19 protein-coding genes and 1 pseudogene are annotated in these 22,724 nt (G+C 47.9%); 5 read left to right on the forward strand and 15 right to left on the reverse strand.

The genetic code is table 11. The features are described from left to right. Window positions 1–106 precede the first annotated feature (106 nt). Together ABIE48_RS15225 and ABIE48_RS15230 are read left to right on the forward strand one after the other, a co-directional pair. Window positions 107–1,093, forward strand: coding sequence for a LacI family DNA-binding transcriptional regulator (locus ABIE48_RS15225; protein WP_192714039.1), 987 nt, complete (start codon window positions 107–109; stop codon window positions 1,091–1,093). Window positions 1,094–1,268: 175 nt separating this feature from the next. Next, complete coding sequence (locus ABIE48_RS15230; protein ID WP_192714038.1) at window positions 1,269–3,875, forward strand: GH116 family glycosyl-hydrolase; 2,607 nt, start codon at window positions 1,269–1,271, stop codon at window positions 3,873–3,875. Between the two features lie 11 nt (window positions 3,876–3,886). On the opposite strand, the gene ABIE48_RS15235 is transcribed toward ABIE48_RS15230, so the two are convergent. The 10 genes and pseudogenes from ABIE48_RS15235 to ABIE48_RS15280 all read right to left on the reverse strand — a co-directional run bounded on the left by ABIE48_RS15235 (window position 3,887) and on the right by ABIE48_RS15280 (window position 14,046). Continuing rightward, window positions 3,887–4,141: a stalk domain-containing protein gene (locus ABIE48_RS15235; RefSeq protein ID WP_145019113.1), complete on the reverse strand. Its 255-nt coding sequence runs from the start codon at window positions 4,139–4,141 to the stop codon at window positions 3,887–3,889. Window positions 4,142–4,286: 145 nt separating this feature from the next. Beyond that, window positions 4,287–4,424 (reverse strand): annotated as a pseudogene (locus ABIE48_RS15240) (IS110 family transposase); the annotation flags it as partial. Window positions 4,425–5,171: 747 nt separating this feature from the next. After that, complete coding sequence (locus ABIE48_RS15245) at window positions 5,172–7,523, reverse strand: helix-turn-helix domain-containing protein (protein WP_354519198.1); 2,352 nt, start codon at window positions 7,521–7,523, stop codon at window positions 5,172–5,174. A gap of 177 nt (window positions 7,524–7,700) precedes the next feature. Continuing rightward, window positions 7,701–9,224 carry an extracellular solute-binding protein gene (locus ABIE48_RS15250; protein WP_192714036.1) on the reverse strand — a complete coding sequence of 508 codons (1,524 nt, stop codon included), beginning with the start codon at window positions 9,222–9,224 and terminating at the stop codon, window positions 7,701–7,703. A gap of 47 nt (window positions 9,225–9,271) precedes the next feature. After that, on the reverse strand, window positions 9,272–10,150 hold the full coding sequence (locus ABIE48_RS15255; RefSeq protein WP_192714035.1) for a carbohydrate ABC transporter permease: 879 nt from the start codon (window positions 10,148–10,150) through the stop codon (window positions 9,272–9,274). A 31-nt stretch (window positions 10,151–10,181) separates the two neighbouring features. Beyond that, window positions 10,182–11,150 carry an ABC transporter permease gene (locus ABIE48_RS15260; RefSeq protein WP_483312655.1) on the reverse strand — a complete coding sequence of 323 codons (969 nt, stop codon included), beginning with the start codon at window positions 11,148–11,150 and terminating at the stop codon, window positions 10,182–10,184. Window positions 11,151–11,886: 736 nt separating this feature from the next. Further along, entirely contained in the window at window positions 11,887–12,138 is a 252-nt protein-coding gene (locus ABIE48_RS15265) for a hypothetical protein (RefSeq protein WP_192714034.1), read from the reverse strand. A 258-nt stretch (window positions 12,139–12,396) separates the two neighbouring features. Continuing rightward, complete coding sequence (locus ABIE48_RS15270; RefSeq protein WP_192714033.1) at window positions 12,397–13,383, reverse strand: phosphotransferase; 987 nt, start codon at window positions 13,381–13,383, stop codon at window positions 12,397–12,399. A gap of 51 nt (window positions 13,384–13,434) precedes the next feature. Next, window positions 13,435–13,560, reverse strand: a complete 126-nt coding sequence (locus ABIE48_RS15275; RefSeq protein WP_354519201.1) for a hypothetical protein — start codon at window positions 13,558–13,560, stop codon at window positions 13,435–13,437. A gap of 111 nt (window positions 13,561–13,671) precedes the next feature. Continuing rightward, window positions 13,672–14,046: a YciI family protein gene (locus tag ABIE48_RS15280; protein ID WP_100537127.1), complete on the reverse strand. Its 375-nt coding sequence runs from the start codon at window positions 14,044–14,046 to the stop codon at window positions 13,672–13,674. 286 nt (window positions 14,047–14,332) lie between these two features. Here ABIE48_RS15280 and ABIE48_RS15285 point away from each other — a divergent pair, with 286 nt between their 5' ends. After that, on the forward strand, window positions 14,333–14,509 hold the full coding sequence (locus ABIE48_RS15285) for a hypothetical protein (RefSeq protein WP_192714032.1): 177 nt from the start codon (window positions 14,333–14,335) through the stop codon (window positions 14,507–14,509). Window positions 14,510–14,616: 107 nt separating this feature from the next. Next, window positions 14,617–15,180, forward strand: a complete 564-nt coding sequence (locus ABIE48_RS15290; protein ID WP_192714031.1) for an RBBP9/YdeN family alpha/beta hydrolase — start codon at window positions 14,617–14,619, stop codon at window positions 15,178–15,180. Window positions 15,181–15,292: 112 nt separating this feature from the next. Here the strand turns inward: ABIE48_RS15290 and ABIE48_RS15295 are convergent, their stop codons facing one another. From ABIE48_RS15295 to ABIE48_RS15310, 4 genes are all read right to left on the reverse strand, one after another. Then, window positions 15,293–16,060: a nucleotidyltransferase domain-containing protein gene (locus ABIE48_RS15295; protein WP_192715265.1), complete on the reverse strand. Its 768-nt coding sequence runs from the start codon at window positions 16,058–16,060 to the stop codon at window positions 15,293–15,295. Window positions 16,061–16,474: 414 nt separating this feature from the next. Next, window positions 16,475–17,194 (reverse strand): hypothetical protein, encoded by a 720-nt coding sequence (locus ABIE48_RS15300; protein WP_354519204.1) that lies wholly within the window; start codon window positions 17,192–17,194, stop codon window positions 16,475–16,477. A 112-nt stretch (window positions 17,195–17,306) separates the two neighbouring features. Then, window positions 17,307–18,659 (reverse strand): sensor histidine kinase, encoded by a 1,353-nt coding sequence (locus ABIE48_RS15305; protein WP_354519206.1) that lies wholly within the window; start codon window positions 18,657–18,659, stop codon window positions 17,307–17,309. Window positions 18,660–18,730: 71 nt separating this feature from the next. Beyond that, window positions 18,731–19,438: a response regulator transcription factor gene (locus tag ABIE48_RS15310; RefSeq protein ID WP_192714028.1), complete on the reverse strand. Its 708-nt coding sequence runs from the start codon at window positions 19,436–19,438 to the stop codon at window positions 18,731–18,733. A gap of 1,075 nt (window positions 19,439–20,513) precedes the next feature. On the opposite strand from ABIE48_RS15310, the gene ABIE48_RS15315 reads away from it, so the two are divergent. Then, entirely contained in the window at window positions 20,514–21,077 is a 564-nt protein-coding gene (locus tag ABIE48_RS15315; RefSeq protein ID WP_186325812.1) for an RBBP9/YdeN family alpha/beta hydrolase, read from the forward strand. 712 nt (window positions 21,078–21,789) lie between these two features. Here the strand turns inward: ABIE48_RS15315 and ABIE48_RS15320 are convergent. Beyond that, window positions 21,790–22,641, reverse strand: coding sequence for a LysR family transcriptional regulator (locus tag ABIE48_RS15320; protein ID WP_192714027.1), 852 nt, complete (start codon window positions 22,639–22,641; stop codon window positions 21,790–21,792). Window positions 22,642–22,724: the final 83 nt, after the last annotated feature.

Raw genomic sequence — 22,724 nt, forward strand, 5'->3', positions numbered from 1 at the left:
TATTTCGTTCACGTGAACGTCTCTTATTTTCTTTTACTTTGCACACTGAATAATGGTATGATAACATGCAGAAAGAAATACATTATTATGTTTAAAGGTGAACTGGATGAATATTACAAGCAAAGAAATTGCAGAGATATGCGGCGTTTCCAGAGGGACCGTCGACCGGGCGCTCAATAACCGGCCTGGAGTGAACGAGGCTACCAAGCAAAAGATTTTGGAAACGGCCTCACAGTTGGGCTACCGGCCTCATTTTCTCGCCCAAAGCCTCGTCAAAGGCAAAACGATGTCGATCGGGGCGGTCATTTTCGACATCAATAACCAGCTGTTTCCGCAGCTTATCAATGCCGTCGAATCGCGGGCAAGGGAAGCAGGCTACTTCCTCAATCTGACGCTCACAAACAAAAATCCGGACATTGAACAGGAATGTCTGAATCATTTGGCGGACCGGAAGGTGGACGGTATTATTTTATTATCGGTAAACACGGGTGCGGCCTTCGAACAATTTATTCAGCGATTGAATATTCCGGTCGTCACATTTGGCAACCGGGTGTCCAAGACGGTGCCGCACGTATGGATCGACGACCGTAAGGCCATCCGCGATGCGATTGCTATGCTCACAGCCAAAGGCTATGAGGAAATCATTTATGTCAGCCCCCCCTTGTCTCTTAGCGGAAAAGCGAATGTTTATGCCGTGGAACAACGGTTCGCGGGCTTTCAGGATGCACTGAATAAGGCAGGCCATCTCCAATCCCATGTCATCGGCCATAAAGGATATATTGAAGAGATCGACAATCTCCTTGCGCAGGGCGGCAAGCGTAAAGCCATTTTCTGCACGAGCGACAAATACGCCCTGAAGATTTGGCTCCACTTGAAGCAAAACGGGGTTCGCGTGCCAGAGGATGTCGGACTGATGGGATTCGATAATATCGAAACACTCAAATATATTTCCCCTGCCTTGTCGACGATATCGTACTCCTTGGAAACCATCGGCAACCGAATCATCGACTGTCTGATCGGACAAATCGAAGGCCGGCAAGTGCCGATGACAACGCTCGTTGAGCATCATATTATCAAGGGCGAATCGTGTTGATCCCTCCGATTCGCCGATACAGCTGCTATTGACTGCCCGCATTGCTTTCAAAAAAAGGACGGATAAGCATAACAAAAACGTGCACGTGAACGAAAGGTTTTTTTCCTATGCTAAGATGAAGTCGTTCACGTGAACGAAACAACCAATTTCCTGTTGAACAAGGAGACATGCGGCTATGAGCAGATTTATTTATGAAGGGGCCAAAACGAAAGAAATTTCGTTTCCGCTAGGAGGCATTGGAACAGGCAGCATCGGTCTTGCCGGAAACGGCCGTTTGATCGACTGGGAAATTTTCAATCGACCGAACAAGTTAAGCGAGAACGGGTTCAGCTTTTTTGCGGTAAAAGCCGAAGCAGACGGCGAACTTCTCGATGCACGTGTGCTGAACGGCGATCTTTTGCCTTCTTACACCGGAAACATCCAAACGAGGAAACACGGCGGTTACGGCTTCGGGCCCAATCAGGCGACGATGGCGGGTGTTCCCCATTTTCAGCATACACGCTTTATCGGCGAGTTTCCGTTCGCCCGTCTTCAGGCAGCCGACAATTGTTTCCCGGGCACGGTGGAGCTGACTGCATTTAATCCGTTCATTCCGCTAAATGACAAAGATTCAAGCATTCCCGGCGCATTTTTTGACATCGCAATGCATAATACGACTGACCATACTGTCACTTATACAATCAATCTTTCGCTAACGAACCCGATGCAAGATCATAAACGTTATCACCGTTATAAGAGGAATGACAACATTCAGCTGATCAAACTGTCCTCCCGTGGCCATGATTTCAGCTCTCCCGATTTCGGCGACCTATCCATTGCAACGGATGCGGAAGATGTCAGTTATCAAGAATATTGGTACCGCGGCGGCTGGTTCGATAATCTGGAGATTTTCTGGAAGGACTTCACCGAAGCTGCCAAATTTACGAACCGTACTTACGACCCGGCGGCGACGAAAGGCAACGGTGTAGACGTCTGCTCCCTGGCCGCGCACTTCGCGCTGAAGCCAGGTGAGAAGAATAGCGTCCGCTTCGTGATCGCCTGGAGCTTCCCGAACTGCCACAATTATTGGCATCCGGAAGCTTGCGCCTGCAGCGACAACGATTGCAAGCCATCGCAACCCGCAACGTGGAAAAATTATTACGCAACGCTGTTTTCTGATTCCACCAAAAGCGCGTCCTACGCACTCAAGCACTGGGAGCGGTTGTACCGCGAAACCAAGCTGTTCAAGGATGCCTTATACTCATCCAGCCTTCCTCCCGCCGCGCTCGATGCCGTTTCTGCCAATATTTCGATCCTGAAAACGCCGACCTGCTTGCGGCTACCGGACGGATCGTTTTACGGCTTCGAAGGCTGCATCTGCAACGAAGGCTGCTGCGAAGGCTCCTGCACCCATGTGTGGAATTATGCCTATGCGCTGCCGTTTCTCTTCCCGAAGTTGGAGCGATCCATGCGGGATCTGGATTATAAGTATAACATCCGAGAAGACGGCAAAATGGGGTTCCGTCTGCAGCTTCCGCTCGGCAGATCGGCATCGGACTTCCGGGCGTGTGCGGACGGCCAGTTCGGCGGCGTGATCAAAGCGTATCGCGATTGGAAGATTTCCGGTGACACGGCATGGCTGAAATCGATTTGGCCGGCCGTCAAAAAGTCGCTCGAATTCGCTTGGGCCGATACGAACGAGGACCGCTGGGACGCTGACCGTGACGGCGTGCTGGAGGGCAGGCAGCATCATACTCTCGATATGGAACTGTACGGACCAAACGCCTGGCTGAACGGTTTTTATCTCACCGCTCTTAAAGCAGGAGCTGAAATGGCCCGTCAATTGGGAGAAACGGATGCGGCGGAGCAATACTTGACGCTTTTTTCCAGGGGGAAAGCATGGACGGACGAACATTTATTTAACGGCAATTATTATGTCCAAACCATCGATTTGAAGGATCGATCTGTTCTGGAGAAATACGACGAAAGTGCCGTGCGTGATTATTGGAACGACGAAGCGAAGGAAATCAAGTATCAGGTCGCGGACGGCTGCGTTATCGACCAGGTACTGGCCCAGTGGCATGCCAACCTGTGCGGTTTGGGTGAGATTTTCGATCCGGAACAGACCCGGAAGTCGCTCTCATCCATCTACCTTCACAACTTCAAAAAAAGCATGAGAAACGTATTCAACCCATGGCGCTTGTACAGCTTGAACGACGAGGCCGGGTTAATGATTTGTACATGGCCGGAGGGCACTGTGAAACCGACCGTTCCGCTCACCTACTCAACGGAAACAATGAACGGCTTCGAATATCAGGCAGCCATTCATATGATTCAGGAAGGAATGGTCGCCGAAGGCATGGAAATCGTCGAAGCGATCCGCGACCGGTACGACGGAGAACGGCGGAATCCGTGGAACGAGTTCGAATGTGGAAGCAACTATGCCCGATCGATGGCCAGCTATGCGCTGCTGCTCGCTTTCAGCGGATTCAAATACGACATGACGGAGAAAAGGATCGGCTTTCAGCCCATAACCGGGGAAGAGTATTTCCGCTGCTTCTGGTCGCTGGATTCAGGCTGGGGAACATTCGTGCGGAAGAACGGCTGGATCGAACTGAACGTGCTTTACGGGGAACTGGAGTTACGTTGCCTGCACTTGCCGTTTATGAAAGGGCAGAAAGTAAACGGGATTTCGTTAGACGGCACGGAAGTCCTTGACTGCAACTGGCAAGGAGAGGTGTTCGTCTTCTCTTCAACCGTTCGGATGAATGCCGGGCATTCGTTGGTTATTAAGCTCGGGTAGACGAGTGACTATCAGTTAGTGCGGTCTAATACTGAATGCGAATGGACTGACTTTTTTGTATTGAAATCTACTACTGCATCAAATCCTTCAGATATCAAACGAAGTGGTACTAATGTTCTGCCATCTTTAACAATCGGTTTTACAGCCGATTCCTTTTGACCATTGATTAATGCCACGGAACTGTCCAGAGAAAGAACCATCGTGTTTTTAAAATCAGTACTCGTGTCATTTTTAGTTTGAATACTCTCTGCTTCAATCGTACCCATTAAGGAAAAAAATAACGTGGAAGAAACAATAGTTAATAAGAGAAAAAGCTTTGACTCATAAATACACCTCTCTTTTTGTATATTAGCTTTAAGTTAACAATATATGTATAAGCTGTATTATACACGCAATTTACTGGAATTACCCGAAAGTTACCGGCTTTCCAACTTCGACTCCCCGGAAGTCCTGGGCCCGAGCCACGTGCTTAGACTTAGCGATTTCCACCCCGACTATGAGAGTCGTTGATGTGATTTGAGTTACTCGCTCGTTTTGAGTAGAATTCATGTTGTATTCTCCTTGGTTTTGTTTTGGTATCCGTTCGCTGGCCAGCTACCGGGATCCCAAAACAATTTTACCAAGGAGTCTTTTTCTTTCTCATACCTGATATTTCTGCGTTATAGGAATGCTGCCTGTTAGCTTAATGAGCTTATCGGTAATCGGCTCATGTTCTTGTTCATTACGGCAATCGGTACAAGTTCTTGTCCTGGGCTCGGGACAAGAACTTGTACCGATAAAACAAAAAAGCCGCTAAAATAGCGATTTTCAATGGGACTATGTTCTTGTCCTTCGACAGGATCTTGATCAGCTTTGAATCGGAACCCGTCTCGATAGCATCCAGTATCCTTAACGTTCAAGCGGTAGATCTTCGATAACTTCCCTGAAGAAACGTACTTACAATTATCTTCGACATTTCTTCGTCTTCTTTTAATCTATTCCTTAATGTGGTGTGACCTTACCTAAGAAGAGCCCGTTGAGATCTCTCAGGCGGGCTCTTCAGAACATTGCTGATGAAATGGTCATTTCAGTGATTTCAACTTTAATAACCAGCCTACATCGGATGTCGGTTCAATTCAACAATACCTTCATCTTACCCTTCCCAATCCGAACCTCCAACCTCTTTCCATCGGTTGTTGTGATCCCTTCTCCAGCAGAGCCGAACTTCTCAAGCTCTACGCATTCGAACTCTCTGAGCTCGTACTGTTCGGAAAAGGGCGGATCCGCGGGGGGATCGCCGTTATCTATCCCGGGCGTTCACTCGGGGTTAGCCTTCCTCTCACGGTATTGTCCCGGCGTAACGCCCACCAGCTTCTTGAACAGCCGGTTCAAATAAGAGGGTTGATAGCCGATCTGCAAGGCGATCTCGCCGACCTTCATGTCGGTGTCGTCCAGCAGCTCCTTCGCCTTCTCGATCCGCAGCTGGATCAAGTAATCGATGAAATTGATGTCGGCGATATGTTTGAACGCCTTGCTCAGCGTGAACGGGCTTGTCCCCAAATCCTCGGCGCAGCGCTCCAGCGAGACGTCAGAGTCGTAATTCCCTTTGACGTACTCCATCGCCCGCTCGACGAGCCGTCGCTGATGCAAAGCCTTGTCGCAGGCCAGCGCTTTCCCGTATGGTTTGATTACGCGGACACGAAACCATTCGGTCATCCTCTCGGGATCCCGCATTCCGCGAAGCTCGGCGTACAGATCATCGTCCCCGTACAGCCCACGCGGCTGGTAGCCGGCTTCCAGAATCGCGTGCTGGATGCTGCCGAGCAGCTGGAGCGCGCCGTCCTGGACGAACATTTCCTTGCCTCCCTCCTGCACAAGAATTTCCACGAAAGACTGTACGGCGGCGGCCGCCTCCTCGGGAAGCCCCATCCGGATTGCCTGCTTCACCTCCTTCTCAGCGCCAAACGGATACGGCACCGCCTCCCTTCCCATGCTGGGAAGAAGGTCCTCCAGGGAAAGAATCTGCGTCTCCTCCTGAACATCGCGGTAGCGGGCGGCTTGCCGAAGGTGCCGCAATGATTCCGGCAAATCCGCAATTCTCGGCAGAGGCCGACCTATCAGGATTGTGCTTTGCACCTTCAGCACGGCGCAGATCGTCTCCGCGAGGGAAGCCGCCAGTTGGAAGGCGCTGCCGCTTGCCGCCTCCTCCGGCTCCTCCCGCTCGAAGGACAAAAGGATGCCTACGGATAGATCCTGGAAATTGACGATATCCGCCTGTTCGCCGCGAGCGGCGGTCAACTCCTGCGCAATATTCGCTGCCGCGAAGGAGACGAGCTGAGCATCGCCGTCCGTGAAGCGCCCCTGCAACCGGCTGAGCCCAGTAACCTGGAGGAGCACGAGCAGAAACCGCTTGCCGTCCATGCTCCAGCCGTAGGCGTTCATCCTCTCTCGCAGTTCCTCTTCCGTGAAGGAATAATAATGTCCCTGTATGAGATGAAGCAAAAAGCTTGACCGCATCCAGGGCTGCGCCTGCTCCAGCTTCTCCCGCAGCTCGTGGCTTTCCCGGTTCAGGTGGCGCCACTGCTTCTCGAGAAAGCCGATCTCGTCGCTGGGCGGATCGGGCGCGCGCTTCTCGTCATGGAACAAGCCGACGAGCCGGTGGATTGGATGATAGATCCGCTTGGAGGCAAGCCAGGACAAAAGAAGCGCAACGACAAAGCCGAACAGACTGACACCGACAATCATCCTAGACATCATTTTGACCGGAGACGTCATTGAGGAAAGCGAAGCGGCAGTGACGTAGGTCCAGTGCAGACCCAGCCGGGTAAAATCGCCGAACGTGACGGTATATGTTTCGCCCTGAAAGTTGTACAGGAACGTGCCGGAACCCGTTTCACGCCGCTTGATCTCGGCAGCCAGCACAGTCTCGAACGGCGTTCCTTCGGGACGGCCCGCCCCTTTTTCGGTCACGACGAAGCGGCCCTTCTCGTCGATAATGAAGGAGCTGCCGGCCTTGCCGAGCGACAGCTCATGCACCAGGCTTACGAGCTTATCCCGGTCCAGATAGAAAATCAGGGTACCGTAAGGCTGACCGATGCCCGGAACCTTATGTACGAGCGCCACCGTATGATCGTCCGACCGGTTGACCCGTGGGAAGCCGTTCAGCCAGAACGCGCCTTGCTTGCTGGACATGACCGCCCGGTAGCCGGCGAGATCGCCTGGGCTGGAGACGGCTTCGATCCCGTCGAAGTCGGAGACAACGACGGGCGACTTGCCGTCGACGAACAGATGTACCTGATCGACCAGCGGATAGAAGCCCTTCATAACCGTCAAGGTGCGGTACAGGTTTTGAGTAACGGTATATTGGTCCTTCAGATCGACGTTCCTGAGACTTCCGTCGAACCGCGGGTCGAACGCCCACTGCGTCGCCGTCAGTTCGAGCTGGTTCAAATCGCCGTTAATGCGCTTTACCGCGTTCAGGAGTAGCGCCTCGTTCGAGCTCGTCACCTCCTTGCCAATATGCGAGCTGCCGAGTAGATAGAGTGTTATTCCAATAATTGCCGTCGGTAGGCATGTGATGCTCAGCACGATCAATAGGCTTTTTCGGTAGAAACGGCCTTTGATCGCCGGCGGCCGATCCGGCCAGTCCCTTTGGACGAAATGGTTCATGACGCTCCCTGCCTTTCTTTTTTTCAATAGCTGCCCGGACCGTGGTCCGATAACCTTCCCTTGCCGACTGAAACGCCTTAACCGGCCTACTCCCGATAATAACCGGTTCTCGCGAGATGAACGGGAAAAACCCTCTTTTTCCAAATTAGAAAAAAGAGGGTGGTGCTTTCCAAACCTTTACTCGGAGCTGGATATCCGCTGTTGATAGGACGCATTGATTTCCTCGGTGATTTTAAGCAGGTCGGGATCGTTCTTAAGTTCTCCAACGAATCTGTCCCACTCTTCGATCGGCGCTTTCCCCAAAATGACCTTCGTCTTCATGTCCTGAATTTTCTTGCCCAGCTCGGTGCCGACCTTGGTATTCGTATCGGAATTGAGACCGACCGCAACCTCCGGCACGCTCAGCTTGGCCCGCTCGTCAATAATTTGCTTGTTCCGCTCCAGTATGTCGCTTGGCATACCCGAACGGTAAGCGCGCAAATACTTGTCGTATTTGATGAAAATTTGGCCGAGCGCCTGCTGTGCGACGATATCGGTCTTAGCCTGCTCGGTCGGCACCTTCACGCTGTTTTCTTCCTTGTAATGTATGTCCTTGATGCCGAAGCTTGCCAAATCACTGCCCTCGTCAGAAGCGCCGTAGTCCATCAGCTCAAGCAGCTTCTTCATCTTCGCTTCGGGCACGGTCTTCGGAATCGCGTACATTCCGAAGAAGCCGGAATCACGGTTGACGTAGCCGTTCAGAGAGACAAGCGGAAGGAAGTCCGCCTTCGGATCGGTCTTCCGCAGCTCCTCCGTCGGTTCCCAGGCAGCTTCGACCGTATCCTGGAAGCCTCCCGCCCGGCCCGCCTTGAGCAAATCCTTCGCCTGCGAGTTTTTTAGCGTCGCAAGATCTTCGGGAAGGAGCTTCTCCCGGTACGCCTTGTTCATCCAGACGAGAGCGTCTCGGACACCAGGTAGCAGATTGACGTTCACAAGCTTGCCGTCTACCAGCGACCAATCGCCGTTCGTCTTTGTGAAGACGTTCTGCAGCTGGCCGAGGGAGGCCATGCCGGATTGGTCGACGAAGCTGGCGTACCCGATCGTGTCGTCCTTGCCGTTGCCGTCCGGATCCTTTTCAACGAATGCTTTAAGGACGTCGTAAAATTCGTCGATTGTTTTTGGAACCTCGAGATTCAGCTTGTCCATCCAGTCCTTGCGTAGGTAAACGAAGCCGCCGCCTTCGACCGGACGGACCCGGGGAATTCCGTAGTTTTTGCCGTCAGCCTGCTTTGTGTTGGTCCAGGTTTCCTTCGGAAATTTCATCAAATTTGGGTAGTCCTTAATATATGGGGTGAGATCCCACAACGCCCCCTGCGCCACCATCGTCCGAACCTGGGCGGTGAAGGCGTTATCCAGCAGCATCAGATCGGGAATGTCCCCCGAGGCGAGCGTAACGTTCACCTTGTCGGCATAGTTGTTCGGCGAGACCCATGTAATGTTCAGCTTGGTGTTGGTCCGCTTCTCGATTTCCTTGACGACGACGTTATCCTTGCCGGGCGGCTCCGGCGTGTAATACATCGTCATGATGCTGACGTTCAGCGGACCGTCGCCGGAAGCTCCTCCCCCGCCTCCTCCGCCGCTGCAGCCGACCAGCAGGGCGGCGATGAGCAGCACGGAAACGGCAATCTTCGTTTTGTCAAGCTTGAACCTTCTTTTTCGCATACGCGAACCTCCCCTTTTTATTTAGCTTCTAATAGTCTGGCCTTCGTCTATTCCTTGACGGAACCGACCAAAGCTCCTTTCGCGAAATGCTTCTGCAAGAAAGGATAGACGAGTAGAATAGGTACCGTGGCGATGACGACGGCGGCCATCTTGAGCGTCTCTGGCGGAATACGCTGCTCCGACATCATCTCAGCCGCGGCCGAGCCTCCCGCCGCGGTGGATGCGTCGATCAGCATGTTCTGCAGCAGCACCTGCAGCGGATGCTTCGCGAAATCATTAATATACAGTAGCGCCGTGAAGAAGGTGTTCCAGTACGCGACGGCGTAGAACAGTCCGAACGCCGCCATGGAGGGAAGCGACAGTGGCAGGATGACCCGGTACCAGACGCTGAGATCGTTGCAGCCGTCAATCCGCGCTGCTTCCTCCAGGCTGGACGGGATGCTGTCGAAGAAGCCCTTCATCAGCAGCACGTACCAGCCGCTTGTCAGCACCGGCAAGATAAGCGACCAGATGCTGTTGATCAGATGCAGGTCCCGCACAAGCAGATACGGTGGAATGATGCCCGGATTGAATAGTGTTGTCAGCAGGATGGCCAGCATGATGAACCGCCTTCCCTGCAGCCTTCTGCGGGATATCGCGTAGGATAGTCCTGAAGTAACGATGAGGCTCAGCGCGGTGCCGACGATCGCCAAGAACGCGCTGTTCCCGATAGCTCTTATGAAAGCATCGGTGGAGAGCAAATATTTGTAGGATACGAGGCTCCAATGCTGCGGGAACAGCACCAGCCCTCTCCGGATAAATTCCGACGGATCGGTGAATGACACGACGAATACATAATAGAACGGGAAGAAAGTGATCAGGCTGATTAAGCCGAGCGCGATGACGTTGATGACACCGAACGCGCGATCTCCCAAGCTTTCTCTCATTGGAACGTTCGCCTCCAGCGGGTGAAATGGGTTAGTAGACGCCTTCCTCGCCGAACTTCTTGGCCAATCGGTTGGCGCCGATGACGAGGAGCAGGCCGACGACAGACTTGAACAAGCCGACGGCGGTGCTGAAGCTGAACTGGCCCTGCCGGACACCGAGACGGTATACGTAGGTATCAAAGACGTCCGCGACATCGGAGACGGCGCCGTTCATCATCAGAAATACCTGCTCGAAGCCGACGTCCATCATATGACCGATCCGCAGAATAAGCAGAATGACGATGACGGGACGGATGGCCGGCAGCGTCACGTGCCAGATTTGCCTAAGTCGGCTCGCTCCGTCCATCTTGGCTGCTTCGTACAACTGCGGATCGACTCCCGCGATGGCGGCAAGGAAAATGATCGTGCCCCATCCTGCGTCCTTCCAGATGGACTGGAGCGTCAGCAGTCCCCAGAAATAGTTCTTGCTCGTTAGAAAATCGACCTTATCAAAGCCGAAGGCGACGAGCAGCTTGTTCACGACGCCGTCGCCGGTGGACAGAAGCAGAAACGTGATGCCGACAATGATGACCCAGGACAGGAAATGAGGTAAATAAATGATCGATTGCACGACTTTTTTGTAAGACGAAACGCGAATTTCGTTTAGTAGCACGGCGAGCAGAATCGGCAGCGGGAAGAAAAAGATCAGGCTTAGCAGATTGATCGCCATCGTATTACGGAACAGCAGAAGGAAATCCGGATTCGAGAAAAACCGTGCGAAATGATCGAATCCGACCCACGGGCTGTTTAGGACTCCTTGATAGGGCGAATACTCCTGGAATGAAATGATCACCCCCCACATCGGCACGTACCGGAAAACGATGAAATAAATCAGTCCCGGAAGTGCCAGCAAATACAAATACTTGTCTCTCTTCAGGCCCCCCCAGACGAGGCTGGGCGGGGAGCCGACGGCTTTGCCCTCGGCGGCCGCGGTAACCTTATCCGCAGGCACGTCCATCATGGATTCCTCCTTCGAATCGGTAAAGGTGATTGTCAACGCTTTCATGCGTCTTAAGGCAAGGGTACATGCCCTGCCCATTTCTGGCAAATGCCCATTCTTGTCCGCCCGTTTCCTGGCGTTGACCATTCTTGCGGGGGCCCGAAAAGCCCTCTGCGGCGGACTATTCGGCAAAAAAAAACAGCCGGCGCGCAGCTGGCTGTTTTTTTGAAGGAAGCGGCGCCTCGCTGCGCCACCCGGTCGGGGAACTTGGCTTCCTAATCAATTTGAGATCGATCTCATAATACAACCCGATTAATTGAACATAAAACTGTTTTCTCAGTTGCTAAATATACGGCCATGGCCTTTGAAAGAACTCTACACCCTTTATAACACCTTCTATGGATGTTGATGGATCAAATTTCCCATAGCTTTGCCAGCTCACAGGATACCTAGCTTGTAGAACAGTAAAACCAGCATTAGAAAGCGGAAATGATATATCACTCCGTAAGTAGGTGTATTTGGCAAACCAGGACACCAAACTATACCTACACCGTTGGCTTTATCTTGTTCAGACAAAAATAGATCTCCAAGGATGTCGCCGTTCCGTACGAAGGAATGCATGTGTGATACAACTCAATTTTGTTTTTTTATAATGTGCACACATAAATTATTCTAGCCTTTATTTGAACTATCCTGCCCGTTACCGTAATGAAGCTGCCGATCAGCGCCGGCAGCTTAGTCTTGGTCGTTTATTCAACTATCGGTTCCCCAGGGCAACGTCGTCATTCTTTGGATGTTGCTGCCGGGATCTGATCATTTGCTCATACCTCTCGTGGATCTTAGGTAATGCTTCCTCCCGTAATCTTTCGAGCCTCTCAACTGACAGACGATCAAGTCCCTCTTTCTGCTTCGGGCTAACCTTGTACACTTTCGTCGTTATGATCTCGCCTGTTTCATATACTGTTTTTGCTTTCGCCAAATCCCTTTTGTCCTTGTCCATGTTCGCCACGTTATCCTGCCTCCCTTGTTATGAGTGACTTCTTCCCTCTTTCTACTTGCCTATACACAATTCTAAACCTTTTCCAACTATCCATACAGAACGGCCGTTAAGTTACTTCTGCTTTGTGTTAACCTGCCCGTTAGCTTAACAAAAACAGCAGCCAATTACTTGCCGGCTGCTTTGAGTTGTTTTGAACTATTGTATTCCGTTAGCTTAACAGAAAATGATTAATCATTTACATTATTTCATATAATTGTTTGGTATTATCTAAATATTCCCTAACAAATCGGACATATTCTTTTGATTTTCAGCAAGCCAAATCATTTCCTTTGCGAAGCGAGTGGGAGGTATACTATGTTCATCCATGTTAGCATTTATCCACCAGGTGCTTTCCATATACCACAACAACTTTAATGAGTTTGTTAAGTAACCCTTTACTACGGTGTGTTCTTCGCTGTACCCTTCCATAAATGCTGAGGCAAGGGAGACATCTAAATTATCATCTAACGCACATGATATAACAGCACGAGCAACATCTAGCTGCGGATAGTCATATTTTAGCCGATCAAAATCAAGGATTGCAGTTAGTCGACTATCATTAAATAAAAGATTATCGACCCAAAGGTCACGATGAGCCCACCCTGATTGAAGTAATTCGAGTATTTCTATATCTATATCTTCAGTTGCCCTTCGTTGAGTTTCTATATCAGAAAGCAACTCAGTTTTACCAGCTTCCTTTGTCTGTTCCCAAACTGAGTTCCAATGTGCTAAGCGTTCCTCACGCCTTGGAGGGATAAATTGTGGATTATTTTTAATACTAAGTGTCCCATCGTTTAATAATCGATGCATTTTTCCTGTTTCTCGACCTAAATCGTATATTTGATGTACATTAGCTTTACCTGGTGGAATTAGTTTGCCCTGGCAATATTCCATCACCGTGAAGAGTTCTCCGTTATCAGATTCAAGTAATATACTTTTATTGTGTGATAACAAATTGGGACACGCAAGACCTTTGTCAAATAATCTAACCTGTTGAGAGAATGCAAGCAATAGCTCCTCTGGATTATACAACTTATATCTTTTTTTGTTGTATTGTTTAAGTAGAAATTGACCTGAATCAGTTGTAACTTTCCATTTTAAGTTTAACCAACCTCGTCTTATTACAGTAGATTCAAGCACATTCAAATCGAAAAGGCGTTGAAATGTTTTTATTAAGTCATCTCGGATCATTTCTTCTGATAACATCGTCTCCATTTGACCAACTCCAAAATTTACGGTATGTACGTTTATATTCCTCATGATGTCCTATATAACCTGCTTTTGCGTTATCCTGCCCGTTAGCGTAATGAAGCTGCCGGTGCTGTTCGGCAGCTTCTTTCTGTTCGTATATTCAACTATCGTTCCCGTTAGCGTAATGTCCGCATCTGTCATTTATGGAAGAAATCTCCTCACTGACTGTAACGGCAACTTTTTAAGGCCACTCCTTGCGGAATGGCCCTTACTTTCATATATTGAACGATCTTTTCCGTAAAACAGTTGATTCTAGTCTCTCGATTCAAAGTAATTGATCGGCCGGATCTCAATCCCCCATCCAAACTGCTCGCCCGATGCCACTTGTACAGTTGGATGTAAGGAAGCAATCCGGATCGCTTCCTCCATGTCCCGTGCTTCTATGAGAAAAGCACTACCGATCATCTCCTTCGTTTCGATAAAAGGACCGTCCATAACCTTCACTTTCCCATTCGCCCGCCGCAAGCATTTCGTTTCGGATGCGAGACCAGCATCGATAATCACTTGGCCGCTCTTGTAGAAATTTTCTAGGTGGGGCGGACATTCATTCATTATAGCATCAATCTCATCCTTTGGACGGGCATCCATTTTATCTGACTCCAAGTAACCCAAGCACAGAAATTTCATTTCATTTCTCCTTTATCGTGTGAGTTTGAGGCATTCATTCTTGCCTCTATTTAATTGACGAACGGTATATAAAAAAATCGACATACCCTAGAAAATATTTCAAATAACATTTCAATTTACTTATTGAGTTAACCTGCCCGTTAGTTGAATAATGCCAGCCGGTCAAAGTGATCGGCTGGCTTCTTGGATCGAGATGATGACCCGAAGCGGTTCTTCTTTTCATCAAGCCGATTTTTGCGCACATGTCAGGGATGAATATTCAACATTCGGGTGGATTTTGGAGGGAATGCTAAAAAACATAGGATTTCATCTGGCAAGTGTAGAATACAGTGGGGACACCCTCGGCAAGAATCTGCTCAGCGGTTCGCCGGGCAATCCCCGGAATGCTGTCCAGTCGATCCAGGTCATGCTGGAGGGGGGCATGCCGTTTGGCTACCTCCAAATGTGTGAGCATGGTTATTGAATCATACGTTGGGTGGGAACTCATACAAGCCACTTTGAACAAGAAGATTAAAGTGATAGGAATCGTGTGCAATGATCACAACGACCATATTGGAGGTGTCTCTCATCATGAGCAGAAGTTTTCTGCTATTGTATGGGGTCGGCGGCAGTGACCCCGATCATTGGCAAACTTGGTTACATCAAGAGCTAGTAAAACGAGGTAAAACAGTCCGATTTCCTGACTTTCCAGACAAAGATCAACCTGACAGGGATGTTTGGCTCGATCATTTATCTTCTGTCTTTGAAGAAATTCCAAACGATGAAGAAGTCATCGTCGTGGCTCATAGTCTAGCGTGTATCATGTGGTTCCACTACGCGGCTTCAACTCCGAAACGAAAAATTCAGCGAGCCATTCTTATAGCCCCACCCTCGCCATTTTTGGAATATGAACCAGTGATGACTTTTTTCCCTGTACCGAAAAACATGCATGAGATCGGAATGGGTGCGGAAAAAACGTTGTTGGTTTTATCGTCAACAGATCCTTATTGCTCGGTGGAAGATGCTTCACAGTACTTTGATCTAGGGGTTCCTTGCGTTATGTTGCCTAAAATGGGACATATCAACGTTGAAGCGGGCTACGGTCCGTGGCCGTGGATTCTTGATGTATGCTTGAACGAGCAAGTTACATTATGATTCGATTACGGTAATCGGAACAAGTTCATGTCCTCGACCCGGTGACGTCCCGACGGGCATAGGGGGATGTGGTCACTCGCTTCTCAGAGTGACCAGGAGCGTCAATATGATGTTAGCCAAAGGAATTTCTGGAAGCAGCCATTGCATTTAAGGCGTTCTCAAAATAGCTATATACTTCTTCTGCAATTCCCAGAAACTCTTCAACAAGTACATTACTATCCAAGTAACAAGCATACAGATAATCAACTAAAGCGGAGTCAATCTCACAATAGTTTAATATGGCATTCTTCATCTTAATAATGTCATCTTGCCATACACCTGTATCTTCTAAAACCAAAGAGTATAATGCACGAATTAATCTCTTAGAGTAACCTTTAATTAATCTAATTTTCATTGTGTTATCACTAGCATTAGAAAGTAAACTATGTATACGATCTACTTCGTCCTTAGTCTCTGTATTTAAGTCTAAAATGAACTCTGGAGAAATAATTATCGGTGGTACTTTTTCACCAACGTCATCACCATATATGCAAACACAAATGATCTTAACCCAAAAACCCCACTCATTTGGTTTACTTAATACATCGTCAATCGAGCAAATTATTGTATCAATCTTAGTTACTACTGGATATTCTTCTAAAAGCCTGTCTTTAATATTTGACAATCTTTCGTAATCAATATCTTTGGGATTTACACATACAATAGTAAAGTCTGCATCTGACTTAAAAGGTTTAGCCGTTCCTTTTGGAATCGAGCCACACATATAAATGCTATGAATCTTACCTTTAAATTCGGAAAGTATATTATCTATATACTTATCAACCAAATCCTTATATTCACTTTGTATTACAATTCTATTTATAACTTTTTCTAATATTATATAGACTCCTCCTAAACTAAGAACTTCTTTCGGCTAACATCTTATCTACGAACTTCGTAAATAACTTCATATGTAGAGTATTCGCGAAATCAATAAACTCCCCTGCCTGTTAGCTTAATAAATTTAATTAATAGTTCAATGCTTATCTAATCGGTAATCGGCTTATATTCTTGTCCTTTTCGGTAATCGGTACAAGTTCTTGTCCTTGGCTCTGGACAAGAACTTGTACCGATAAAACAAAAAAGCTGCTAAAATAGTGACTTTCAATGAGACTATGATCTTGTCCCCCGACAACTATATGTTCTTGTCGTCTTACAGTTGTGCGAGTCTATACACCTTTAATACCTGCCCCTCTCCCGGGCAGGTATTAAAGGTGAATCGTATGAATGGCTTACCAACATCGATCAATAAATATTAGTCCAGAAGGCTGTAGATCTGAATGCTCTCCACCTTGGCATTCTTGATATGAAACGACATCACATCCACATAATTGGATGGCTCGTAACGGTATTCATCCTCCTCATTAGGGGCTCCATCACCAAGCAGTTTCCCCTCAGGATAGGCGTTTTTAAGTGTATCCAGGCTATCTCCTGCTTTAACGTTTCGCACTGTCGCGTACTTAGGATCTGTAATTTCGATATGAAAGATGGAGTCTTGTTTCCCCTCCGGTATACTGATTGTTTTAATCTCCAGACCAGGATACGTATAAACCTTTTCTGTAAAACCGATTAACGTATCCATGTTTGTTCCATCGCCGGCACTGTACGTATGAGATTTCAGGTTATCCGGTTTGCCCAGCATCTGTTCCATCTGATCTTCATTCGCTGTATCCGAAATCGCAATGGTGTGCTCATTATAGACAAAAGCAAGCTCCTTCAGCACCACATTGCCTTCCTTCTCCATCGAACCTTCCTTAATTGCTTCAGCACTCTGTCCTTCCGAATTTTCTGAAGCAGGCGCAGTAGAATTTGATGCTCCTTCGCCTTCGGCCTGTTCGTTCGACGTGTTTTTTTCAGCCGAGTTCTGCGCCGCTTCTGGCGACTTGGCACCATTGGACTGACAGCCCGTCAGTGCCATCGTTATTAAAATACTCAGCAGGATACCAGCTGCAGCTTTATTTATCAATTTCATCATGATCCCTCCATAAATGTGTGATTTCTTCTTATGAAGTGATTATAAAAAAGGCATTTGTTAGTCTCATAACAGAATTGTACCAATCTTGTAACGTAACTATTTACGCGCGTCTTTACGCACGGGGTAACACAATCGTAACGGTCGTTCCTTCCCCGATTTGACTTTCCATGTCGATATATCCATTAAACCGCTCTACAATCTCTTTGCAAATCGAAAGTCCAAGACCTGAACCGTTCGCTGTGCTTGCATTTTTCGCCCGGTAAAAGCGTTCCTGCACTCTCTCCAGCTCATCGCCCGCAATACCGATACCTTGATCACGTATCCTTATAACTACCTCGCTTGGCGTATGGTCCAACTTTAATTCGATTAGCGATGGACTGCCTGAATATTTAATGGCATTGTCCACAAGGTTGGCGATCGCATGGGACATCAGCATTGGATTCACGTTGGCGTGGACTCTCGTCAGAAGCTTATCCTCCGGTTCCGCTTCCGCCTCCCTGAACATAATCTCGATTCCTTTATCTTTGGCCTTGGCACCCATACTCAATGCGACTTGCTGAATCAGTTCGTTCATTTCCGTCTTCCGGGCTTCCAGTTCGTTAGAACCAGCCTTGTCGAATCGGGATAGCAACAACAGTTCATTAATCAAGCGCGTCAGCCGATCCGATTCCTGAAGCAGATGAGCATAAATTTTTTGCAGCTCCTCGTTCTCGTTCTCCCCTTCATACAAGTATTGAGAGAAACCACGAATGGCTGCCAATGGTGTTTTTAACTCGTGAGATACGTTGGAGACAAATTGTTTCTGGTACTGAATGTAATCATGAAGCTGCTGTCCCATGGAATCCAGCCCATCTGCCAGCATGCCCAGCTCATCCTTCCGGTTTAGATGAACTCTCCGAAACTGCTGTCTAGAGAAACTTTGTGTGGCGCCAAGCAACAGCTTAATCGGCTTGGTTGTGTTGCGGGCAATCCACAGACTGGATAACGTAATCAGTACAATAAATCCGCCTGCACCCGCAAACAGGATATAACGGATTTGATCCATAATCGCATAAAAGTAGGAAATGTCCTCCACGAACTCATACACATAAGCGTTTTGGTAGTATTGATCCTGAATGGGAGTGGCAAAATAAAGCAGATGATTTTCCGTTACGGTGTAGGCGTAACTGCCGCTCAGGGCTTTCTCAATATTCTTTTCAAAAACAAGAGGTTTGCCATCATTAATGATGATGCCATCCACAGCCAAGCCCAGCAACTGCTTGGAGCTATCATAGATACGTACTTCCCTGCCTGAAGCTTTCAGCTTCTCCAGAGCAAGTCTGACGATTTCTTTTGTCTGCGGCTCTCCTGTCGATGATCTATGCTGTGCCAACACCTCACGAAAGGACAACTCGGACAGATCCGCCTTCTCCATCATCTGTTTTTCAATGGTAATGAAGCTGTAGTAATCGATGGCTTTATTCACCGCAAAAATGATGATGCCAAAGGACAGCACGGAGAAAAATAAATAATTCAGCAGTAACCGGGTTGCATACTTCAGGCCTCGCCACCTCCAAGTTGATAGCCAAATCCATAGATCGTCCTGACATACTTCGGTTCGTCAGCGTTATCCTCCAGCTTCTTCCGTAATCGCATGATGGTCATATCCACACTGCGACTGTCTCCCATAAAGTCATATCCCCATCCGATCTGCAGCAGCTCATCCCGGGTAAAGATTTTGTCTGGCCTTTTGAGTAACGTTTCCAGAATTTTAAACTCTTTGGCCGTTAAAGACACGGGTACACCGTTTTTCAGCACCCTTCGGCTTTCCAGATCAAATGTCAGCTCTTCATGAATGATGCGTGTAGATTTCACTTCTGTTCCTTCACTGGATTCCTCCTTGCTCTCGTTTCTTCTCAGAATCACCTTGATCCGAGCGAGCAATTCACGATTATCAAAGGGTTTGGTCATGTAATCTTCCGCCCCTAGCTCTAGTCCCAGCACCTTGTCGATTACCTCATTTTTGGCAGAGAGCATGATCACAGGAACGGCACGTTTCCCGGTGATTTCCTTGCACAGGTCATATCCGGAGCAGTCAGGCAGCATCAAGTCAAGCACCACCAGGTCCGGCCCAAAAGCATCGAGCAGCTGCAGGGCTACTTTACCGTTTTTAGCCGTTTGAACGACGTAGTTTTCTCTTCTCAGTACGAGCTCAATTAAATCTCTGATTGCGACTTCATCGTCAATGACAAGTATTTTCTTCAATGTACACCCCTTCTAGCCTTGTTCCCCAGCTTGAATCATAATTTACCCTCATCTTAGCACAGACACTTTAGATTCCTCCACCAACTGGGTGATGAGGTATATTCCAATGAGCCCAACATAACTAGTAATAAACCCGAAGAAAGGAGAACAATCCATGGATCTCCACGCATTTCCTTGTCAATGGACATACACGTCTCCTCACGGCCTTTCGAAACGTTTTCGGAGTTGTTTCATTGCCAGATGATGCCTGGAATTACTATGCCAACGGTGACCTGCAGCATGTCTGCGATTTCAGAGCATAGTCGTGAAAATAACGCAGGATGACGACCATACGAAGTTTGTACGACTTATTAATAAAACGATCGCAAAGTCTTTTCTCGACATGGCACGTTTTTGATCCAACTATTCTTGGGGAAGAGATCGTAAGGTACCTTAAACGAAAAACGCACCTCTCTCGAAATGCAAACAAATCTACAATATATTCAATCTGTTGGAAAGTAACCATATCAGTCATATTCGCTTATCGAAAGGGCGATACAGGATCAGCACTAAGTACGATCTCGGTATATGTTTTCATCCCTTGAGCCAAAAGACACATCCATCATCCTCTTCAATGAGATGGAAACTTCTCTAAAAGACATACACGCGATTACAAAAGAATTTGGTATAACAGGTTGGGGGCATTCCTAAGAAGGTTTGCGAATTAAATGGCACTAGTCTTGCTTTGGAAGGGGCTCTTTAAGGACAATAAAGTCCAGAAATAAATTAGAGTCGATTTAGGTAAGATGGACAATTCAGGTTATAAGGTAACCCGTGTTTCGGAAATTCTCACATAATAATGGCCGCAAAATTCATCAAGCCGACTTTTACGCACATGTCAGGGATGAATATTCAACATTCGGGTGGATTTTGGAGGGAATGCTAAAAAACACAGGATTTCCTCTGGCAAGTGTAGAATACAGTGGGGACACCCTCGGCAAGAATCTGCTCAGCGGTTCGGCGGTGAACAAGAAGATTAAAGTGATAGGAATCGTGTACAATGATCACAACGACCATTTTGGAGGTGTCTCTCATCATGAGCAGAAGTTTTCTGCTATTGTATGGGGTCGGCGGCAGTGACCCCGATCATTGGCAAACTTGGTTACATCAAGAGCTAGTAAAACGAGGTAAAACAGTTCGATTTCCTGACTTTCCAGACAAAGATCAACCTGACAGGGATGTTTGGCTCGATCATTTATCTTCTGTCTTTGAAGAAATTCCAAACGATGAAGAAGTCATCGTCGTGGCTCATAGTCTAGCGTGCATCATGTGGTTCCACTACGCGGCTTCAACTCCGAAACGAAAAATTCAGCGTGCCATTCTTATAGCCCCACCCTCGCCATTTTTGGAATATGAACCAGTGATGACTTTTTTTCCTGTACCGAAAAACATGCATGAGATCGGAATGGTTGCGGAAAAAACGTTGTTGGTTTTATCGTCAACAGATCCTTATTGCTCGGTGGAAGATGCTTCACAGTACTTTGATCTAGGGGTTCCTTGCGTTATGTTGCCTAAAATGGGACATATCAACGTTGAAGCGGGCTACGGTCCGTGGCCGTGGATTCTTGATGTATGCTTGAACGAGCAAGTTACATTATGATTCGATTACGGTAATCGGACAAGTTCTTGTCCCTCGACATTACCCAAAAGCTTTGAACCCCTGTATACCAGGCACCATAATGATTGCACGAGGCAATGTTCCGTTTGTTGATGATATTGTCCTGGATGCATGTATGTTCTTGTCGTCTTACTCCGGGCTTCTTCTTAATTAACTTTTTATTTTGGTTACTTTATGTATAAAACGACTTTATTGTCAGTACGCAACAACGTGATATCCTTCTACTATTTCTCGATTTTCTTATCACGAAGGACATAATACGCATATTCGGCTGTTCGTTTAACATATGAATGATGGTTATTCTGTTTATGCGTCCATCCGGGTATTCTCTGATCACTTTTCCGTCGTTGCCGTAGGATATAAACGTCCCCGCCTCTTTAGCACTCTTTCTGGCTGCCTCGGCACCTGCCCTTTCAAGGTCTTTAAACGAAAAATCCTTCATTTCCTCTCGCCTCAGCCTAAATTTATCTTGTTATGTATTACTCAAGTTTTCTGCTAGAAATGTTATAAGCTGAAACAATGTAACTATACCACAATAGGGGTTAAACCCTTATTTATAAGTATATTTTGAAGATCATCTCGATCTGTTCAAGGGCAATAAACTTTTAAATAAAAAGGACTCTCCATCAGGAGAGTTCTCGTAATATTTATTTTCGGATGATATGTCTTCCGGTGGTTTTCCACAAATGTTCATCTATAACCCTTTCAAGCGAACCATTTCGGCAAAAGCCGCAAACGCTTTGCTGCAGAAACGGTCGTTTCGGCGAACGAGACTCGTGCTCGTAAAGCGAAGGTGCTCCGGTATCTGGTAAGCCCCTAACGAACGGTACTCCCCTTTAAGGACGGATGCCGGAAGCAGTGTGCAGGCAAGCCCCGACTTGACACAGCTCATCAGCGTTTCCAGCGAACCAATTTCAATGAAGTTCTTTCGCATAATTCCCGCACTGTCAAGCCACTCCTCCAGCACCCTTCGGAAAGGGCAACCTATTGGAGAAACCGCCCATCTCGCGCTCGATAAATCTGGCGCGCCAGCCATCCCGCCGGTCAAAAGCATAATTTCATCTTTTACCGTATATTCGAAAACCAACTGCGATGGCGGTATATCGCCCGTCACGAATGCTCCGTCAATCCTGCGGTCCATCACCATTGACAGCAGCTCAGATGAGATTCCGGTTACCAATGACAACGACACCTCAGGATAGCAGGATTGAAAATCCGACAACGCATTCATAAAATTGCCGCAGGTCACGGTTTCCACCACCCCTATAACAAGAGGTCCGCTGGGATGCGACTTCTCCTGCACCGCTCTAATTGCTTCGTCGGCAAGGCTCAAGATCGCGAGCGCATAATCGCGAAACTGGGCACCTTTTTCCGTCAGTCGGACCCCTTTGGGATATCTATGGAATAAATCAGCTCCGATTTCCGACTCCAGCTTCCGAATCCGGGCCGTCACGTTAGACTGGACATAGTCCAGTTTTTTCGCCGCGCGGGAAATCCCGCCTTCCTCTGCCACGCTTATGAACACTTTAAGGTCCGTCATTTCCATATCTATATTCCTCCGAAAGTCCATCAAAAATAAAGATGGATATATCATTATCAATCATTATACGGTATGGATTAATTAGATTA

Origin of the sequence: Paenibacillus sp. OAE614 (assembly GCF_040546645.1) — a bacterium.
Lineage (GTDB): Bacteria > Bacillota > Bacilli > Paenibacillales > Paenibacillaceae > Paenibacillus_AQ > Paenibacillus_AQ favisporus.

Excerpts from the sequence above, each read along its gene's own strand:
- ABIE48_RS15225 (WP_192714039.1), top strand. The coding sequence starts at position 107 with ATGAATATTACAAGCAAAGAAATTGCAGAGATATGCGGCGTTTCCAGA.
- ABIE48_RS15230 (WP_192714038.1), top strand. The coding sequence starts at position 1,269 with ATGAGCAGATTTATTTATGAAGGGGCCAAAACGAAAGAAATTTCGTTT.
- ABIE48_RS15235 (WP_145019113.1), bottom strand. The coding sequence starts at position 4,141 with ATGGGTACGATTGAAGCAGAGAGTATTCAAACTAAAAATGACACGAGT.
- ABIE48_RS15245 (WP_354519198.1), bottom strand. The coding sequence starts at position 7,523 with ATGAACCATTTCGTCCAAAGGGACTGGCCGGATCGGCCGCCGGCGATC.
- ABIE48_RS15250 (WP_192714036.1), bottom strand. The coding sequence starts at position 9,224 with ATGCGAAAAAGAAGGTTCAAGCTTGACAAAACGAAGATTGCCGTTTCC.
- ABIE48_RS15255 (WP_192714035.1), bottom strand. The coding sequence starts at position 10,150 with ATGAGAGAAAGCTTGGGAGATCGCGCGTTCGGTGTCATCAACGTCATC.
- ABIE48_RS15260 (WP_483312655.1), bottom strand. The coding sequence starts at position 11,150 with ATGATGGACGTGCCTGCGGATAAGGTTACCGCGGCCGCCGAGGGCAAA.
- ABIE48_RS15270 (WP_192714033.1), bottom strand. The coding sequence starts at position 13,383 with ATGGAGACGATGTTATCAGAAGAAATGATCCGAGATGACTTAATAAAA.
- ABIE48_RS15275 (WP_354519201.1), bottom strand. The coding sequence starts at position 13,560 with ATGACAGATGCGGACATTACGCTAACGGGAACGATAGTTGAATATACG.
- ABIE48_RS15280 (WP_100537127.1), bottom strand. The coding sequence starts at position 14,046 with ATGAAATTTCTGTGCTTGGGTTACTTGGAGTCAGATAAAATGGATGCC.
- ABIE48_RS15285 (WP_192714032.1), top strand. The coding sequence starts at position 14,333 with ATGCTAAAAAACATAGGATTTCATCTGGCAAGTGTAGAATACAGTGGG.
- ABIE48_RS15290 (WP_192714031.1), top strand. The coding sequence starts at position 14,617 with ATGAGCAGAAGTTTTCTGCTATTGTATGGGGTCGGCGGCAGTGACCCC.
- ABIE48_RS15300 (WP_354519204.1), bottom strand. The coding sequence starts at position 17,194 with ATGATGAAATTGATAAATAAAGCTGCAGCTGGTATCCTGCTGAGTATT.
- ABIE48_RS15315 (WP_186325812.1), top strand. The coding sequence starts at position 20,514 with ATGAGCAGAAGTTTTCTGCTATTGTATGGGGTCGGCGGCAGTGACCCC.
- ABIE48_RS15320 (WP_192714027.1), bottom strand. The coding sequence starts at position 22,641 with ATGGAAATGACGGACCTTAAAGTGTTCATAAGCGTGGCAGAGGAAGGC.